Below are 16,357 nucleotides of genomic sequence, written 5' to 3'. Positions count from 1 at the left end.
TGGCCCGCGAGGCAGGCCAGCGGCACTCAGCGCTGGGCGAAAACGATGCTCGCCACGGCGTGCAGGCCGACCACGCCGAAAAGTTCCGCCGCCAGATGGTGCGGTTGGTGAAAGACGATCTGCCGCCCTTTGCTGCGCACGCCGGTGAGGACATTGAGCAAAGCGCCGGCACTGACAAAATCGATGCGCTTCAAGCCCACGCAATCGATCAGCACCGGGTCGTGCGTCTCGGCGTAAGCGCCCAGGTCGGCGAAGCGGACGCCCTTGTATTCGCCTTCAAGCACATAGGCCTCGGGCCCAGTGTTGTCGCGCTCCGCAACCGCCGCCTTGGCGACTTCGGGGGCGGCAACCCGGGCCGCCTCCCAGGACGGCGGCGAAACCTCGAAGGTCACCGCATAGTCGATCGCCAGGTTTTCGAACGCCTCGCTCTCGCCTCGTTGCTGAAAGAGCTCCAACTGAAGCAGCCAGCATTCCTGATCTTCGGCCCGCCCGGGCACGACGCTGCCGGCCAGCAGCGCGCCCAGCGCATCCCGGCCCAGCAACTCGATGCTGCATCCGCCCTTGCGCAAGCGCTGTAGCGCCGCGAGCAGTTGCCCGCAGCCGGCGGCGTCAAAGCGCCGCACGCGCGAAAGGTCGAGGCGCAACTGGCGCTTGCCCGCCGCGGCCCGTTCGAGCTCGGCAAAGCCGGCGAGGTTGTCGCCGCACAGCTCACCCTTGAACAGGGTGCTGCCGGCACTCGGCGCAGCCGGCTTCGGAGCCGACGGAGCGGAACGCCAGGCGGGGGGTGATTTTTCGAAAGCGCGCGCGTAATCGACGCTCAAGGCCTCGAAGGCGACCTGATCGCCGAGCAGGTGGTAAAGGTCGAAGAGCATCCGCCACAGCCGTTCGCTCGACGCGCCGACATGGTGACGCACGGCGTTTTCGAGAACGGTGCGCGCGGCGCTGTCCTGAGCGTTGGCAAAGAGGATCGCGGCTTCCTGGGCGTCAGCATCGACCGGATCAATCTCCGGCTCAAGATGAAACTGCGGCGCGCTTTCGCTGAACACGAAGTCGCTCAGGCCGGACTGCGAGGACTCGAGGTCTTTGGCTGGCTCGCTCGCCATGCCGACGTCTTCTACCGGCTCGCTGCCGTTGAGCGGACGTGCTGCTCCCCCCGGCTTGGCCGCCGGCTTGGCAACGATTACTTCAGGTTTTTTGAAGAATGAAAAGACCATGAACGGAAGAATCCAGCGCGCGAAAAGAGAACGCGCCCTGTATGGCTTTTAACACATGCCTGACAGCAAGGCAATTCCATAGCCCCCTGCAGCCGGGCCGCAAGAGCCTTCTGTACCGGCACTCCGACACCGGCGACAACCTCAACTCAGGCGACGATTCCCCGCCCCCGGTCGCCCGGTAGAAAATAATCGTCACCTAACGCTGCAGACTCTGACGCAAACCCTGCTCGATGATTTCGTGCGGCAAATCACGGCCGATGAACACCAAAGTGCTGCTGCGCGCCTCGTCCGCGCCCCACGCGGCACCGCTCGAGCTGCCGAGCAATTCGTGCACGCCTTGCAAGATGACCCGCGCCGGCACCCCTGCCACTGAGAGCACGCCTTTGTAGCGCATCAGGTCCGGGCCATAGACCCGGATCAGCGCAGCCAGGAAGTCCTGCAAGCGTTCACCATCAAAAGGCTGTTCGGCGCGGAAGACGTAGGAAGAGACGCGGTCGCGGTGGTGATGCGTGTGCCCTCCGGCCAGAAAAGCGGGCGCCACTTCGAGGACGGCGTCGAGATTAAAGCCGCGCAGGTCGAGCAGTTCAGCGATCGGGACGCTGCCGAAACGGGCCTCGCGTTGCGCGGCGCGCGGGTTGATCGCCGCCAGTCGGGCGGCAAGCGCGCGCGCCTCGTCCTCGGCGACGAGGTCGGTCTTGGTCAGCAGCAGCAGGTCGGCAAAGCCGACCTGCGCCTGAGCCTGCGCATGGGCGTCGAGCTGGCGCATGGCATGCACGGCATCGACGGTGACCAGCACGGCGTCGAGCACGTAGTTGCGGGCCACCGCTTCATCGAGAAAGAAGGTCTGCGCCACCGGGCCGGGGTCGGCCAGTCCGGTCGTTTCGATCACCACGCGCTCGAAATCGAGTTCTCCCGCGGCGCGGCGCGCGGCCAGTTCGCCGAGGATGCGCACCAGGTCGCCGCGCACCGTGCAGCAGATGCAGCCGTTGTTCATCTCGACGATCTGTTCTTCGCCGACGAGCAGGAGTTCGTTGTCGATGCCGACCTCGCCGAACTCGTTCTCGATGACGGCGATTTTCTCGCCGTGCGCTTCGCTCAGAATGCGGTTGAGCAACGTGGTCTTACCGCTGCCGAGAAAGCCGGTAAGGATCGTCGCCGGAATAGGCGTTTTAACGGTCATGGTCGCGCTCCGCGCAGACGGCGCAACGGCCGCGCAAATCAAAATCCATGCGCGCCAGGACAAAGCCCGGCGGCAATTGCGGCGGCAGCGGCGCCGGTGCATCGAGGCAGAAAACTCCACCGCAGATCTCGCAGCGGAAATGCACATGCGTTGCGTGCTCGCCGACGCTCGCCGCGGAAAAACGGAAGACCCGCGCGGCATCCGAATTCTTGTGCGCCAGCCCGCTCGCGGCCAGCCAGTCGAGGACGCGGTAGAGCGTCACCCGGTCGATCGCCGGTGCGCCAAGGGTCTGCTCGATCTCGTGATGGGTCAGCGGCGCGGGGGCCGCGCGCAGCAGCTGCAGTACACGCACCCGCGCCGGCGTGGCACGGGCGCCGGTGCGGCGGATGAGTTCGCTCGCCAGAGCGTCGCCAAGCGCGCGGGGCAAGTCTTTCGGAGGCACAGGATTCAAAGCAGTGAGGAATCTGAGGGCTGGATTTAAAGCCGGGCGATTAAACCACGCCCCCTGCCGGGCAGCAACCGCCCCGAACCAAACGGCCAGTGCGCGGCCCAAACACAATCGACCAAGGAGAAGCCCATGCCCCTCGCCCACCGCGTCCTCATCGACCACCTCCGCAACCTGCATCGCGCGGCCAGCCCGACGTGCGTCCCCGAACCGCCGAACGCGCTCTCGCCCGACGCCTGCCGGGTGCTCTTTGAAGAAGGCACGGAAGCGCCGGGCAGCAGCCCCCTCAATCGCGAGAAACGCGCCGGGACTTACGTCTGCGCCGCCTGCAACACCCCGCTGTTTGCCAGCACCCGCAAATACGACAGCGGCACCGGCTGGCCCAGCTTCTGGCAAGCCTTGCCCGGCGCCGTCGCCACCAAGCCCGACCACCGGCTCGCCCAGGCGCGCGTCGAATACCACTGTGCGCACTGCGGCGGCCATCAGGGGCACGTGTTCGACGACGGCCCGGCGCCGAGCGGGCAGCGTTATTGCAACAACGGTCTGGCCTTGCGCTTTATCCCCGAGGGCGAAGCCCTGCCGCCGCCTCGCTCCGTGCCGCCCATACCACCAGAGGGCGCGTAAACACTGGCCTCCAGCCTGGCTGCGGGGCGCGTCCTGCCTTACGCCCAGCCTTCCGGCCACACGTCTTACTTGGTTGGGGGCTCGCTGCCGGTTTCGCTTTTGCGCCGCTTGGCGCGGGGGTGGGCAGCGTCGTAGGCCTTGGCCAGGTGCTGGAAATCGAGGTGGGTATAGACCTGCGTCGAGGCGATGCTGGCATGGCCGAGCATCTCCTGCACGGCGCGCAGGTCCCCCGACGACTGCAGGACGTGTGAGGCGAACGAGTGCCGCAACATGTGCGGATGCACGTGGGTCGGCAAGCCCTGGGCCTGCGCGCGCTGCGCCAGCCGGGCTTCGACGACGCGCGGATGGATGCGCCGTCCGCGCTGGCCGACGAAGAGCGCCGGCTCCGTCTCGGCGGCCAGCTCAGCGCGACGCTCGGCCCAGGCGGCGAGCGCCGCGCGGGCCTGACGGCCGACCGGGATGAGGCGTTCTTTGGCGCGTTTGCCGAGGACGCGGATCTCGCCCGCGAGCGCATCCTCGAGCGCGTCGAGGTCGAGCGCCACCAGCTCCGCCAGACGCAAACCCGAGGAATAGAAGAGTTCGAACATCGCCTGGTCGCGCAGCACTTGCGCCGCTTCGTTCTCGCCACCAGGTTTCGTCTCGAGCAGGCGCGCCGCCTCGTCCGGCGACAGCGCGCGCGGCAAGGCCTTGGGCGTTTTCGGCGGACGCAGGCCGTCGAGCGGATTACCGCGCAGGATGCCGCGTCGGCCCAGCCAGCGGAAAAACCCGCGCCAGGCGGAGAGCAGCCGGGCCAGCGAACGGCCGCTCAAGCCCTGGGCATGCAGGCGACCGACGAAGCGCCGGAAGTGATGGCTTTCGAGGGCCGAATACCCCATGCCAGGGGCCGTTTCGGCAGACACCTCGGCCAGGGTCGCCAGGTCGCGGCGGTACGCCGCCAGAGTGTGCGGGGAAACCCGACGCTGCTCAGCCAGCTCCGCCAGATAGGCGGTGACAAGCTCGGCGTCGGTCATCGCGGAAATCGCGCCTTTTCAGCGCAGAACGCGGGCCAGCGCCGCCGAAGCCAGCTCGCCCAGGCGCTCGAGGTACAAGGTGCCCATGCCGGCGTAGAAGCGTTGCACGTCCTCGCTGCCGATCGCCAGCAGGCCCATGGTGCCGCCGCCCCGACGCAAGGCGATCAGCGCCTGCGAACGCACGTGGCGCGCCGCGTCGCCGAACCACGAGGAGGTCTCGAACCCCGAGGTCGAGCCGCAATACGGCTCGGTCAACGTCTCGGCAAAGCCGAGCAGTTCGGCGCTGACCTCGGCGAACTCGGGCAGCTCCTCGCGCCCTTCGGGGCACTCCCACAAGCGCAAGGCCACGTGCGGGATCGAGAAATCGTCGCGCAGGTGGAAATTCAGCGTATGCAGGACGGCCTGGAACGAAGCCGCTGCGGCCAATCCAACGCACAGGCGGTGCATCTTCTCGCCGATCGCGTCGTTTTCTTCGCCGAACTGCAAAAGCTCACCCATCTTGCCTTCGAGCTGCCGGTTCTTTTCGCGCAGGCTGAGCATCTGCCGTTCGGTGATCGAGATCGTCCGCCCGCCGTGCGGGTGCGGGATGACCATGCGCGAAATGAGTTCGGCGTGCTCTTCGAAAAACTGGGGATTCGACTGCAGATACAGCGCAACGTCCTCGGATTTCATAGTTCGATTTCTCCCGAAAAAACGGTGACCGCCGGCCCGCGCATGAACACCGGCGTACCGGGTCCGGACCAGGCGATGTCGAGTTCGCCGCCGCGCGTCTCGACGCGCACCGGCGAATCCAAAAGTCCGCGTGCAATGCCGGCGACCACGGCCGCGCAAGCGCCGGTGCCGCAGGCCAGGGTTTCGCCGACGCCGCGCTCGAAAACGCGCAGGCGAATCCGGTCGCGCCCCACGATCTGCATGAAACCGGCATTGACGCGCTGCGGAAAGGCGGAATGCGCCTCGATCTTCGCGCCTTGCGCCAGGACCGGCGCAGCATTGAGGTCGGCAACGACCTGGACCGCATGCGGGTTGCCCATCGAGACGGCGGTAATCTCGACCGCCTCGCCGTCGACGTCGAGCGTCTGCACGATGCGTCCGGCGTCGCCGCGGAAAGGAATCCTCTCGGGCGCGAACTCGGGAACGCCCATATCGACACACACCCGTCCGTCGTCCTCGAGGCGCGGAACGATCGTCCCGCGCTGCGTCTCAACCCGGATTTCGCGCTTATCGGTGAGCCCTTGCTCGACGACGAAACGCGCAAAACAGCGTGCGCCGTTGCCGCACTGCTCGACCTCGCCGCCGTCGGCGTTGAAGATGCGATAGCGAAAATCGACATCCGCCCGCGGCGCAGCCTCGACCAGCAGGATCTGGTCGCAACCGATGCCGAACTTGCGGTCGGCGAGGAAGCGCAGCTGCGCAGGCGAAAGGTCGATGCGCTGGCGCACGCCGTCGAGCACGACGAAGTCGTTGCCGAGCCCCTGCATCTTAGTAAAGTGAAGTTTCATCGTTTGCGTTCTTTGCGTTGTTGCTTCGGGGCCCTCGAGCGCCCCGAACGTCATGGACCAGTCGCGCCCATTATAGAGTCCTTCGCCCCCCCACCGTCACCCTGACGTGCAGCCCTCCGTGTCCGAGCCTGCCAGCGGCCGCGCGGCGATTTGGCGCCCACTCCGAATGGCCCTAAAATGCGCCATCTTGCGCCACGGGGATCGCCATCGTCCGGCGCCCACGCCGCCCGCTTCCGCCCACCCACGTCAACATGTTCAGTCGTCTCTACAGTTACCCCCTGGCCGCGCTGCTCTGGCTGCTGCATTTTCTGCCCCTTTCCGTGCTCGCACCGATCGGCCGTGGCGTCGGCCGGCTGATCTTCGCCTGCGCGGCCCGACGGCGGCGGATCGCCACGCTCAACATTGACTGGTGTTTCCCGGAACTCAGCCAGAACGACCGCCGGGCCCTGGTGCGCGAGCACTTCGCCTGCCTCGGCCGCAGCCTCGTCGAACGTGCCATCTTCTGGTGGGGCAGCGAAGAACGCCTGCGCCGCCTGATCCGCGTCGACGGCGAGGAACACGTCCAGGCCCTGCGCGCCGAAAGCCGCCCGATCATCCTGCTCGCGCCGCACTTCCTCGGCCTCGACGCCGGCGGCGTCGCGGTGACGATGCGTTTTGACATCGTCAGCATCTACGCCGCGCAAGCCAACCCGGTCTTCAACCGCCTGCTCTACGCCGGCCGTACTCGCTTTGGCGACCAACAACTGCTCTCGCGCCAAGACGGCGCACGCGCCACGGTCAAGGCCATGAAGAGCGGACGCCCGTTCTACTACCTGCCCGACCTGAACGGTCGCCGGCGCGATTCGATCTTCGTTCCCTTCTTCGGCATTCCCGCCGCCACCATCACCGGGCTGCCGCGCCTCGCCAAGGCGGCCAGCGCCGCCGTCATTCCCTGCATCACCCGCATGCTGCCTGGCGACCAGGGTTACGCCGTCGAATTCGGCGCGCCCTGGATCGATTACCCGAGCGAGGACGTCGAGGCCGACACCGCGCGCATGAACGCCTGGATCGAAAGCGTCGCGCGCACCATGCCCGAGCAATATTACTGGGTACACCGCCGCTTCAAAACGCGCCCGCCGGGCGTCGCCAAACCCTACTGAACGATTTTCGATGAATACGCCTCCCGCCGCTGTGCCCGACACCTTCGAAGGCTGGTGGACCATTGCCGGCGACTGGGTCGAACCGCCCAACCGGCGACGCGACGGCTGGAGCGGAATGCTGCGCGTGCGTATCGGTGACGCCTTGTTCTACGTTAAGCGCCAGAGCAATCATCGTTACTGGTCGCCGCGACCGCCCTTCCGGCATCCGACGGCCAAACGCGAATACGACAATCTGCTGCGCTTGCGCGCGCTCGCCATCGGTGCGCCGGAACCGGTCTTCTATGGCCAACGGCACAGCGCCGAAGGGCTCGAAGCCGTGCTCGTCACACGCGAGTTGTACGCTTACCGTTCGCTCGACACCCTGCCGGCGCTCGACGCCGAGCAACGTCACGCCGTAGCCGTCGCCGCAGGCGAATTGATCGGTCGCCTGCACCGCGCCCGCTTGCAGCACCGCGCGCTCTACGACAAACACCTGATGCTGCGCTGGCCCATTTCCGGCGCGCCGGAAATCGCCCTCATCGACCTCGAGTCGATGCGCCGCCAGCCCAGCCGCAGCCTCGCCGCGCGCCGCGACCTCGGGCAATTGGCCCGGCGCCAGGCCCTGTGGTCACCCGAGGACTGGCAAACCCTACTCCAAACGCATAGGAATTCGCTGCACGGACGCTGATTGAGGCGGCGCACACGCGCCGCCGAGGGTATACTAGCGCCCGTTGGCGGACGCCATTTTTTCAACGACTTAGCCAGAGGAAACAGACTTGGCCCTCACGATACTTGGACTCTCCGGCGCCCTGACGCACGACCCTTCGGCGGCACTGTACATCGACGGCAAGCTGGCGGCGGCGGCCGAAGAAGAGCGCTTCGTGCGCGACAAGCACGCCAAGGGCCGCATGCCCTACGAGGCGGCGAAATTCTGTCTGGCACAGGCCGGGATCAAGCCCGCCGACGTCGACGTGGTGGCCATCCCCTACGCCCCGATCAGCATTTTCGAGAAGGCGCGCTGGCACTACGCCAAGCGCTACTACTACGCGCCGGACCGCGCGCTCGATGCGATCTTCGCCGGCAACCGCCGCTACTACCGCTACAAGAAGCGCATCGAGTGGTGCCTGATCCAGCTTGGCTTCGACCTGAAGAAAGTCGAGATCGTCCCGGTCGAGCACCACCTCGCACACGCCGCGAGCGCCTACCATTGCTCGGGTTTCCGCGAGAAAACCGCGATCGTCGGCATCGACGGCAAGGGCGAGTACGCGACGACTTTTTTCGGCTACGGCGAGAACGGCAAGATCCACAAGATCAAGGAATTCTACGATCCTGACTCGCTCGGCGGCCTGTACGGCGCGATCACCGAATACCTCGGTTTCGAGATGCTCGACGGCGAGTACAAGGTCATGGGCATGGCCCCTTACGGTGATGCGGCCAAGTACGATTTCTCACGCCTCGCCAAGTTCGAGAACGGCGAGCTGATCGTTAACACCGACTACGCCAACGTCATCGGCTTCCGCCGCTACAAGGAAAAAGGCAAGGGCTACTACTTCTCGCCCAAACTCATCGACTGGCTCGGGCCGAAGCGGGTCGGCGACATCGCCGACGACCCCTACATCCACTACGCCGCGAGCATGCAGAAGCTGTTCGAGGACCTCGCTCTCCAGATGATCGAGCATTACCTCGGCGACCTCCTGCGCGAGACCGGCAAGCTCGCTTTCTCGGGTGGCGGTGCGCTCAACGTCAAGCTCAACCAGAAGATCATCGCCCGCCCCGACCTCAAGGAACTCTTCGTCCAGCCGGCCTCAGGCGATGCCGGCACGGCGGTCGGCGCGGCGGCCTACGTTTCAGTCGAGCGCGGCGTCCCGGTCGAGAAGATGGAACACGTCTATCTCGGGCCGTCTTACAGCAATGAAGACGTCATCGCAGCGTGCGCACGCCATCCGTCGCAGCCCCAATGGACCCGCCTGGAGAACGTGCCGCAGCAGGTCGCGCAGATTCTGGCCGACGGGAACCCGGTCGCCTGGTTCCACGGGCGCATGGAATTCGGCCCGCGCGCCCTCGGTGGCCGTTCGATCCTCGGCTGCCCGAGCGCGCCTGGTATCGCCGACCGGATCAACGAACAGATCAAGTTCCGCGAACGCTGGCGTCCTTTCTGCCCGAGCATGATCGACCGCGTCGGCCCGCAGATGCTTGGTAGCGACCACCCGGCGCCGTTCATGACCTTCACCTTCGAAGTCGCGGAAGGCTGGAAGGAACGAGTGCCCGAAGTCGTTCACGAAGACGGCACCTCGCGCGCCCAAGTGCTCGAACGCAAGCACAACCCACGCTATTACGACCTGATGGTCGAACTGGAAAAACTCACCGGCAACGGCGTTGTGCTCAACACTTCGCTCAACCGCCGCGGCGAGCCGATGATCTGCTCGCCGACCGACGCGCTCAACATGTTCTACGGCTCCGACCTCGAATACCTGGTGATGGAGGACATCCTGGTCGCCAAAGCCAAACCTGAAGCAGGAGCCTGAGCCATGGCCGAACGCTGGGTCGTTCAATTCTGTCATTGCCATTACGGCCCCTTCCTCGACGTCGCGCGCCAGTACGCCGCGCTCTTCGCGGGCGGCCCGTACAAGGTGCTGACCGTCTATCTGACCGGAAAACCCAGCGACAAAGCGCGCCTCGAGTCGGCGTCGGACGAAGTGGTGTTCCTCGACTACTCCAGTCGGCAAGTGCGCGGACTCAAGCTCGACGCCATCCGCGCCCTGCGCGGGCTGATCGCCGACCGCGATGTCGCGCTGGTCATCGCCCACCGTTTCAAACCGATCTACATCGCCTGCCTGGCGACCAAACTCCCGGTGATCGGCGTGCACCATGCCTTCGGCGGCTACCTGCGCGCGCCGCGGCGCTGGTTCGTCGGCGCCTTCCGCCGCCGCCTGACGCTGCTCGGCGTCTCCGACGCGGTGCGCGACGACATCCGACGCTGCCTGCCCGGATGGCCGGAAGACAAGATCCAGACCCTGCACAACCGGATCGACGTCGCCGCCGTCCGCGCCACACTCGTCACCCGAGAAGAGGCGCGCGCGACGCTCGACCTGCCTGCCGAAGCAAAAGTCATCGCCAACGTCGGCCGCCTGCACCCCGACAAGGACCAAGCCACTCTGCTGCGCGGCTTCGCTCAAGCCCGAGCCCAACTGCCCCCCGGAACGCTGCTGGCGATCGCCGGCAGCGGCCCGCTGGAAGCCGAACTCAAGGTGCTGGCGAGCGCACTCGGCATCGCCGACGGCGTGCGCTTCCTCGGCCAGGTGCCCGATGTGCGTCGCTATTTCCGCGCCTTCGATCTCTTCGTCCTGAGTTCGGATCACGAACCCTTCGGCATGGTCCTGCTCGAAGCGATGGCCGCCGACGTGCCGATTTTTGCCACCGACTGCGGCGGCGCCCCCGAGGTCGTCGCCGACCCGGCGCACCTGTTCGCGCTCGGTAACAGCGACGAACTGGCGACACGCCTCGTCGCTTTCTTCGCCGACGCTGGAGCCACCGACTCCGCCGCCCGCGCCGACAATGAAGCCGCCAACATCGCGGTCCACTGCCGCCTCGAACAATGCTTCTCTGACACGGCCGCTCGGCGCCGCTTTTTCTCGCTCCCGGCTGTTGCCGCAGTATTGCCGTCGGCATGACCCCGTCCGCAACACCCCCTGAGACCGTCCCGCCGCCGATGGCGCGGGGCATCGCGCGCATCGCCCTCGTCGCATTCAGTTCGCTCGGCGACGGCCTGCTCTATCTGATGATGGCGCACAACCTCGCCCTCAACGGTTATCGCGTCACCTATTTCGGCTCGCTCGCTTACCAGCTGCGGGGATGGCTACCGGACCTGGACATCCAGCCGCATCCGCCCCTCGACGCGCTTGATCAAGCCCTCTCCGGCTATGACCTCGTGCTCATGAGCCCGCCGCAACCTTTGCGCGACGCTCTGACTGCGGAAAGCTTGGCGGACCTTAAAAGCAAATGGCAGCTCATATGCCTGCGCGCACCGCAGGACTGGCAACACGACCTCCGTGCCACGCTCAGCGCCCGCTGCACGCCCGCGGCTTATGCCGAAATCGCCCCACTGCTTGGCGGCAGTGGCGCCATTCGCTACCGCAAATTTGACGGAGAGAGCGTGGTCGACATCTGCCTCGACTTCATGCGCAACAAGATGGGGCTAACCCGAACACAACGCCAGGTGCCCATCCTCCCGCCTGCGGAGCACGCCTTCCGCCGTCATCCGCGCCGCATCGTCCTGAGCCCAGACTCGGCCAACGCAGAGAAGAAGGATTGGTCACCAGAAGGTTTCCTGCGCCTGGCCCATACCCTCGAACAACACGGCTACACCCCCGTATTCGTCGTCGCCCCAGCCCGCCATCAGGATTGGCAAGCGAAGATCGGTGGGCGTTACTCGCTGCCGCGCTTTGATGATATCGGCGAGCTCGCGGCCTTCATCTACGAGTCGGGTGCGTTAATCGCCAACGACTCCGGCAACGGCCACCTGGCCTCTTTCCTTGGCGTTCCAGTGGTCACCATTTATCGCAAGAACAATCCTCGGTTTCATTGGCGCCCCGACTGGGGACCGGGCCGGGTCGTCGGCCCTTGGCTAACCCTGCACTGGCGAGGCAAAGCGCACTGGCGACCTTTCGTCCGAACTGGAACGATCCTTGCCGCGCTTGAAGCATTGACATGTCCGACCAAAAATTGAATTTCCTGATCCTCGACGGGATCTCCGGCGTCCCGCTCGGCCTTGAAATCGCCGAGGCGCTCGAGGAACTCGGCCACACGAGCATCCATTTCGACTGCCTGAAACAACGCACCCGAACCTTCTACGGGCTCCGCTCGGCCTTGAGCAAAGCGCTAGATCGGCATGCTCACCGCGACGGTTTCTACTGCCTGCCGCGACTCGACGAGAGCGCGCTTGCGACACTGATTGCCCGCAGCCAACCGGATGTCATTCTCGTCATCGGCTTCATCTACAAGTTCTTCTCCCCCACAGTCTTGCGCCGCCTCGCCGACCGCCAGGGCACGCACCTGCTGCTTTACGACACTGACAGCTGCAATCTCTACAGCCGGCGACGCGAGTTTATTTTCTTCATCGAGCAGGAGCTTCCGGTCTACGACCGCATCTTTTCCTTCTCCAAAGTCACCACGCGCTTTTTCAAGGACACGCGCGGGCTCGATGCCGTGCACCTGCCCTTCGGTGCAAAACCGATCCCAACGAACGAGGGTCCGAAAACGCACGAGGTTCTCTTCGTCGGCAGCGGCGACTTGCGTCGCATCTTTCTGCTTGAAGCCATCCGCGACCACATCACCGTGCGCGGCAATCGCTGGGAGCGCAACGCGCCGCTCATCTCCGCTCCGCTCAACGCGCGCATTGATGACCGCCCAGTCTGGGGCAAAGAGTTGCACTCCCTGCTGGGCAGCGCCAAGATCGTCCTCAACATCACGCGCACCGACTTCTACGGTGCCGAAACCGGCGTCAACCTGCGCATCTTTGAAGCCCTGGCCGCCGGCTGCTTCCTGCTGACCGACCACTGCCCGGAGATCGCCGAGCTTTTTTCGGTTGGAGAAGAACTGGAGACCTTCCGCTCGTCGGACGAATTCGCCGACAAGGTACGCTATTATCTGGCGCACGACGAGGAGCGGGAGCGGATCGCGCGTACTGGCGCCCTCGCGTTCAACAAGAAACACACTTGGAAGACACGCCTGTCAGACGGCCTTATGCACATTCATTCCTCACCGGGCGTCGGCGCGAACCTCGCCGCTCCGTCCGCTAACCGCATCACCTAGTCGTCAGCTCGCTCTCCCGTATTGAGCAATGGACAACACTAACGAGGTCAGATGAATTTCAGCGCACGTTGCGGCAGTAAAAGCCCGTCTTCAACGTGCTGATTTTTTCGCGACTTTCGCGCCGCTGAATTCACCTCACGGCTGCTGACGACCACCCGGATTACGCTGCATCGTCACGTTTGAGATCACACCATGCCTCATCACCGCATCAAAGTTTTACAACTCATCTTCGAATGCCACGACCGCTCGCACGACCCAGAGGAACTCGCGGAACAAATCGTTGCTGCGTTCCCGCGCAACGAATTCGAGGTCACTTCTGCGTATCTTCGAGGCGAACCGGTCAACGGCCAACCTCAGAGTTTGGCAGAACATGTCCGGTATTTCCGTTTCCCTGAGGCCGCGCTCAAAGGGCTCCGACTTAGCGTAAAACGCACCCTGCTCGACTATTGCGCTCAAGAAAAATTCGACGTCGTCATCTGCCACCGCTACAAACCGGTCAGTCTCATGATGGCTCTCAATAAAAAGCTGCACATACCGGCCTGCATCGGGGTGTCTCACGGCTTCGGCGAATACAAGACGCTGTGGCGCAAGCTGCACGCGCGCCTAAGCATCGACAACAGATGGCATTTCGTTGGCGTCTCCTCTGCCGTGCGCGAGCATCTAATTCAGCAAGCGTGCGGTTTCACGGCAGAAAACACGACGGCGATCTTCAACGCACTCGACATCGAAACGCTCGAAAAAATGTTCCTTGAGCGCAAGGACGCCCGGCAAGCGCTAGAACTTCCCGCTGCCGCGCGCATCGTCGGCACAATCGGCAGGCTAGTGCCGGTCAAGGGGCACATCCATCTGATTCGCGCTTTCGCACAAATCGCCCCCGCGCATCCCGATGCTCACCTAGCGATCATTGGCGACGGCAGAGAAGCAGAAAGCCTTAAAGCAGAAATCGCGCGCCACGACCTTGCGCAACGCATCCACCTTCTCGGCTGGCGCACTCGAGCAAAACAATATATCAGGGCCTTTGACATCCTCGCTATACCGTCTTTGAGCGAAGGCTTCAGCTTAGCCCTACTCGAAGGCATGTCGGGACGACGACCGATTATCGGATCCGACATTCCTGCGATGGCACCGACCATTCGGGCGGCCGGGGGACTTTGCGTCCCACCGTCGGATACTGACGCCTTGGCCAAGGCCCTCTCGTGCTACCTCGCAAAACCCCCAGAAGCCTTAACCGAACTGGGCGAACAGGCCTATCAATACGTCCGTGCCAACCATGGAATCGCGGACTACCGCGCTGCCTATCTCCGCTTGACGCGCCAAGTCCTCGCCCGGGGAAAACAAGCTTCTTCTCACCGCACCTAAGCCCACTTCGATGCAGAACCTCGTCACCGTCATCATCGCCTCATACAACCATGGCCCGTACATCGAAGAATCGATTCAGAGCGTTCTTCGCCAAACCTATCCGCACATCGAACTTTTGGTCATTGATGACGGTTCGAGCGACGATAGTGTAGCGCGCATCGCCGCTCTGCAGGCGAGCCATGGCTTCGACTTCCGCACCCAACGCAACATCGGGCTGACACGCACGCTGAACGACGCCATTGCCCGAGCCCGCGGCGAATTCATCGCCCCTTTCGGGTCGGACGACATCATGCTGCCGGAGCGGATCGCTCTGCAAATGGCACATGTCGCGGACAAACCCGAGGTCGGAATTTGTGCCGGAAACATCCAACTGATGAATTCGGATGGCACCCCCTACGCCGTCAAACGCCCGGCACGCGACGGTTTTCGGCGCCTCGACTTTGACGACGTTTTTCTGGAAAGGAAACCGATGGCACCGGCGCCGACGATGCTGATCCGCCATGATGCGCTAGAAAAAGTCGGCGGTTTCAATCCTGAGATACGGCTGGAAGACCTCTACATCCAGCTCAAGATCACGCATGCGGGTTATTACGTTGACGCATTAGGCACCGATCTCGCCCGCTACCGCATCCACACGACGAATTCACACAAGAACATCCGCTTCATGGCGGAAGCCATCCTGCGCATTTACGAGGATTACCGCGACCACCCAGCCTACGAAACCGTCAAATTCAAGTTCATCAATTCGATGCTGGTCAAAGCGTCTCGACGCGATCGAAAGCTAGCCAAAGAGTTGCTCGCTCAACTCCCGTTGCGTGCCTGGAACCGCAGAACCTTTGCCAGCCTTCTGCGTTATCCTTTCGCTCCAGCCGGGAAATAAGAGTCGAATGACGCACGCCTCAGCGCGAAGGTGCCGAGGTTTTTTGGGTAAGTAGGAGGGTGGCGTTCAACAGCGCCAAGGGAATCCAGATCAACAACCAGTGCTCCTTTGGACGGGAGAGGAAACTACCGCCCTCGGTCATCCCCGCCATCAGACCATAAACAACGGCAACGGAAAAAATCACGACCGCGTCATCCCTCTTGTGCTTCCATGCTGCATATAATGAAGTGGCATACATCGCCCCCCAAAACGCAACCCCCACCAGCCCCAAGCGATAAAGCACCGAGAGGGTCATGTTGTGTGGGTCACTAAACGGGTAAGGGATATCGGAAAGCTGCACGCGCAGCTCCGCATCTAAACCGTGCCCCCAGATCAGCGCTTCTTTCGACTGCTGCCAGACGTCGGACCAGATTTCCGTCCGATATGACAACCCCCGTTGCAACATCGCCTCCGGATTGAGCGCAAAAAGAACGCTCACCAAAGCCAGCAGCGCTACGCCGCCGAGCAGCACTTGGCGGCGTGGACGCAGTACCACCACCCACCCCAGGGAAGCCAGTAACGCCAGCATTGGCGTGCGCGACCCGGTTTCGTACAACAGGATCGCCAGAACGCTGAGCGGCGCAACAGCCCACCAGCGGGCACGTCCCTCCCCAGTCATCAGATACCCCAGCCAGATTGCGGCGAAAAAACCATAGGCATGTGAGATCAAGAGCGGGTTGCTCAAAACTCCGAAGCCAATGAGGCGCTCCTGGTTTCCTCCGGCAAAAAGCCAGAGATTCCATAGCGCGAGAAAAACAGACAGCACGGCCGTACCGCGCAGCGTCGCGGCCAAGCGATCGTGCTGCGTCAGCGCCAAAAAACTCACGGCAATGAAAACAACCAGTACATAAGCCGGTAGTCTGAGCAAGGACGCTGCATCCCGAAAACTCTCGCCAACGACGACACTGAGCGTGACATACGCAAGAAACGACACGGCCATACGCGCCTGCGGCTGACGGAATGTCGTCACAGCTATCGAAGGCTGCAAAATTATCAGCAGTAAAGTCGGCGCCAAAAGGGTCAGATAAAAAACTCGCGCGTAATCACCTCGCTCCTCGAGAAACAACAAACCGAGTAACAGCGATGCCAGGCCGAAAAACATCGGCAGAGGGAGTATGGACAAAACGCGTTGGACCCAACGCCCTTCACTCACCTCTGGCGCTTCTTGATTCCCCATC

General features: G+C 63.7%; 16 protein-coding genes. 9 read left to right on the top strand and 7 right to left on the bottom strand.

Annotation, left to right across the window (positions count from 1 at the left end; translation table 11 throughout):
• Positions 1–26 precede the first annotated feature (26 nt).
• The 3 genes from QMB55_RS11080 to QMB55_RS11070 all read right to left on the bottom strand — a co-directional run bounded on the left by QMB55_RS11080 (position 27) and on the right by QMB55_RS11070 (position 2,821).
• Positions 27–1,214 carry an STAS domain-containing protein gene (locus QMB55_RS11080; protein ID WP_497588766.1) on the bottom strand — a complete coding sequence of 396 codons (1,188 nt, stop codon included), beginning with the start codon at positions 1,212–1,214 and terminating at the stop codon, positions 27–29.
• A 196-nt stretch (positions 1,215–1,410) separates the two neighbouring features.
• Positions 1,411–2,394 carry a CobW family GTP-binding protein gene (locus tag QMB55_RS11075; protein WP_497588765.1) on the bottom strand — a complete coding sequence of 328 codons (984 nt, stop codon included), beginning with the start codon at positions 2,392–2,394 and terminating at the stop codon, positions 1,411–1,413.
• Positions 2,384–2,821, bottom strand: a complete 438-nt coding sequence (locus tag QMB55_RS11070) for a Fur family transcriptional regulator (RefSeq protein ID WP_497588764.1) — start codon at positions 2,819–2,821, stop codon at positions 2,384–2,386. The genes QMB55_RS11075 and QMB55_RS11070 overlap by 11 nt, the downstream gene beginning before the upstream one ends.
• A 150-nt stretch (positions 2,822–2,971) precedes the next feature.
• Between QMB55_RS11070 and msrB the strand changes: the two genes are divergently transcribed.
• On the top strand, positions 2,972–3,463 hold the full coding sequence (gene msrB / locus QMB55_RS11065; protein WP_497588763.1) for a peptide-methionine (R)-S-oxide reductase MsrB: 492 nt from the start codon (positions 2,972–2,974) through the stop codon (positions 3,461–3,463).
• A gap of 65 nt (positions 3,464–3,528) precedes the next feature.
• Here msrB and xerC read toward each other — a convergent pair whose 3' ends face one another.
• Genes xerC through dapF form a run of 3 tightly spaced genes read right to left on the bottom strand, consistent with a single transcriptional unit; the run spans position 3,529 to position 5,972 of the window.
• Positions 3,529–4,473 (bottom strand): tyrosine recombinase XerC, encoded by a 945-nt coding sequence (gene xerC, locus QMB55_RS11060; protein ID WP_497588762.1) that lies wholly within the window; start codon positions 4,471–4,473, stop codon positions 3,529–3,531.
• An 18-nt stretch (positions 4,474–4,491) separates the two neighbouring features.
• Positions 4,492–5,145, bottom strand: a complete 654-nt coding sequence (locus tag QMB55_RS11055) for a DUF484 family protein (protein WP_497588761.1) — start codon at positions 5,143–5,145, stop codon at positions 4,492–4,494.
• Positions 5,142–5,972, bottom strand: a complete 831-nt coding sequence (gene dapF / locus QMB55_RS11050) for a diaminopimelate epimerase (protein ID WP_497588760.1) — start codon at positions 5,970–5,972, stop codon at positions 5,142–5,144. Before dapF ends, QMB55_RS11055 begins: the two co-directional genes overlap by 4 nt.
• 251 nt (positions 5,973–6,223) lie before the next feature.
• On the opposite strand from dapF, the gene QMB55_RS11045 reads away from it, so the two are divergent.
• The 8 genes from QMB55_RS11045 to QMB55_RS11010 all read left to right on the top strand — a co-directional run bounded on the left by QMB55_RS11045 (position 6,224) and on the right by QMB55_RS11010 (position 15,140).
• Positions 6,224–7,111: a lysophospholipid acyltransferase family protein gene (locus QMB55_RS11045; protein ID WP_497588759.1), complete on the top strand. Its 888-nt coding sequence runs from the start codon at positions 6,224–6,226 to the stop codon at positions 7,109–7,111.
• A 10-nt stretch (positions 7,112–7,121) separates the two neighbouring features.
• Positions 7,122–7,778 (top strand): lipopolysaccharide kinase InaA family protein, encoded by a 657-nt coding sequence (locus QMB55_RS11040; protein ID WP_497588758.1) that lies wholly within the window; start codon positions 7,122–7,124, stop codon positions 7,776–7,778.
• Positions 7,779–7,866: 88 nt separating this feature from the next.
• Entirely contained in the window at positions 7,867–9,615 is a 1,749-nt protein-coding gene (locus QMB55_RS11035) for a carbamoyltransferase family protein (RefSeq protein WP_497588757.1), read from the top strand.
• Between the two features lie 3 nt (positions 9,616–9,618).
• Positions 9,619–10,761: a glycosyltransferase gene (locus QMB55_RS11030; protein ID WP_497588756.1), complete on the top strand. Its 1,143-nt coding sequence runs from the start codon at positions 9,619–9,621 to the stop codon at positions 10,759–10,761.
• Complete coding sequence (locus QMB55_RS11025) at positions 10,758–11,816, top strand: glycosyltransferase family 9 protein (RefSeq protein ID WP_497588755.1); 1,059 nt, start codon at positions 10,758–10,760, stop codon at positions 11,814–11,816. The genes QMB55_RS11030 and QMB55_RS11025 overlap by 4 nt, the downstream gene beginning before the upstream one ends.
• On the top strand, positions 11,798–12,901 hold the full coding sequence (locus QMB55_RS11020; protein ID WP_497588754.1) for a CgeB family protein: 1,104 nt from the start codon (positions 11,798–11,800) through the stop codon (positions 12,899–12,901). The genes QMB55_RS11025 and QMB55_RS11020 overlap by 19 nt, the downstream gene beginning before the upstream one ends.
• Before the next feature lie 192 nt (positions 12,902–13,093).
• A complete protein-coding gene (locus tag QMB55_RS11015) occupies positions 13,094–14,260 on the top strand; it encodes a glycosyltransferase (RefSeq protein WP_497588753.1) in 1,167 nt (388 codons plus the stop codon).
• Positions 14,261–14,270: 10 nt separating this feature from the next.
• Complete coding sequence (locus tag QMB55_RS11010) at positions 14,271–15,140, top strand: glycosyltransferase (RefSeq protein ID WP_497588752.1); 870 nt, start codon at positions 14,271–14,273, stop codon at positions 15,138–15,140.
• 19 nt (positions 15,141–15,159) lie between these two features.
• Here the strand turns inward: QMB55_RS11010 and QMB55_RS11005 are convergent, their stop codons facing one another.
• A complete protein-coding gene (locus tag QMB55_RS11005; protein ID WP_497588751.1) occupies positions 15,160–16,356 on the bottom strand; it encodes an O-antigen ligase family protein in 1,197 nt (398 codons plus the stop codon).
• Between the last annotated feature and the right edge of the window lies 1 nt (position 16,357).

This window comes from Propionivibrio sp., from assembly GCF_041441355.1.
GTDB lineage: Bacteria > Pseudomonadota > Gammaproteobacteria > Burkholderiales > Rhodocyclaceae > Propionivibrio.
The sequence above is the reverse complement of the archived record's forward strand: the minus strand, read 5'-3'. Positions and strand labels throughout refer to the sequence as shown.

Coding starts and splice junctions, on each gene's coding strand:
- QMB55_RS11080 (WP_497588766.1), bottom strand. CDS start 1,214: ATGGTCTTTTCATTCTTCAAAAAACCTGAAGTAATCGTTGCCAAGCCG.
- QMB55_RS11075 (WP_497588765.1), bottom strand. CDS start 2,394: ATGACCGTTAAAACGCCTATTCCGGCGACGATCCTTACCGGCTTTCTC.
- msrB (WP_497588763.1), top strand. CDS start 2,972: ATGCCCCTCGCCCACCGCGTCCTCATCGACCACCTCCGCAACCTGCAT.
- xerC (WP_497588762.1), bottom strand. CDS start 4,473: ATGACCGACGCCGAGCTTGTCACCGCCTATCTGGCGGAGCTGGCTGAG.
- QMB55_RS11055 (WP_497588761.1), bottom strand. CDS start 5,145: ATGAAATCCGAGGACGTTGCGCTGTATCTGCAGTCGAATCCCCAGTTT.
- dapF (WP_497588760.1), bottom strand. CDS start 5,972: ATGAAACTTCACTTTACTAAGATGCAGGGGCTCGGCAACGACTTCGTC.
- QMB55_RS11045 (WP_497588759.1), top strand. CDS start 6,224: ATGTTCAGTCGTCTCTACAGTTACCCCCTGGCCGCGCTGCTCTGGCTG.
- QMB55_RS11040 (WP_497588758.1), top strand. CDS start 7,122: ATGAATACGCCTCCCGCCGCTGTGCCCGACACCTTCGAAGGCTGGTGG.
- QMB55_RS11030 (WP_497588756.1), top strand. CDS start 9,619: ATGGCCGAACGCTGGGTCGTTCAATTCTGTCATTGCCATTACGGCCCC.
- QMB55_RS11025 (WP_497588755.1), top strand. CDS start 10,758: ATGACCCCGTCCGCAACACCCCCTGAGACCGTCCCGCCGCCGATGGCG.
- QMB55_RS11020 (WP_497588754.1), top strand. CDS start 11,798: ATGTCCGACCAAAAATTGAATTTCCTGATCCTCGACGGGATCTCCGGC.
- QMB55_RS11015 (WP_497588753.1), top strand. CDS start 13,094: ATGCCTCATCACCGCATCAAAGTTTTACAACTCATCTTCGAATGCCAC.
- QMB55_RS11010 (WP_497588752.1), top strand. CDS start 14,271: ATGCAGAACCTCGTCACCGTCATCATCGCCTCATACAACCATGGCCCG.
- QMB55_RS11005 (WP_497588751.1), bottom strand. CDS start 16,356: ATGGGGAATCAAGAAGCGCCAGAGGTGAGTGAAGGGCGTTGGGTCCAA.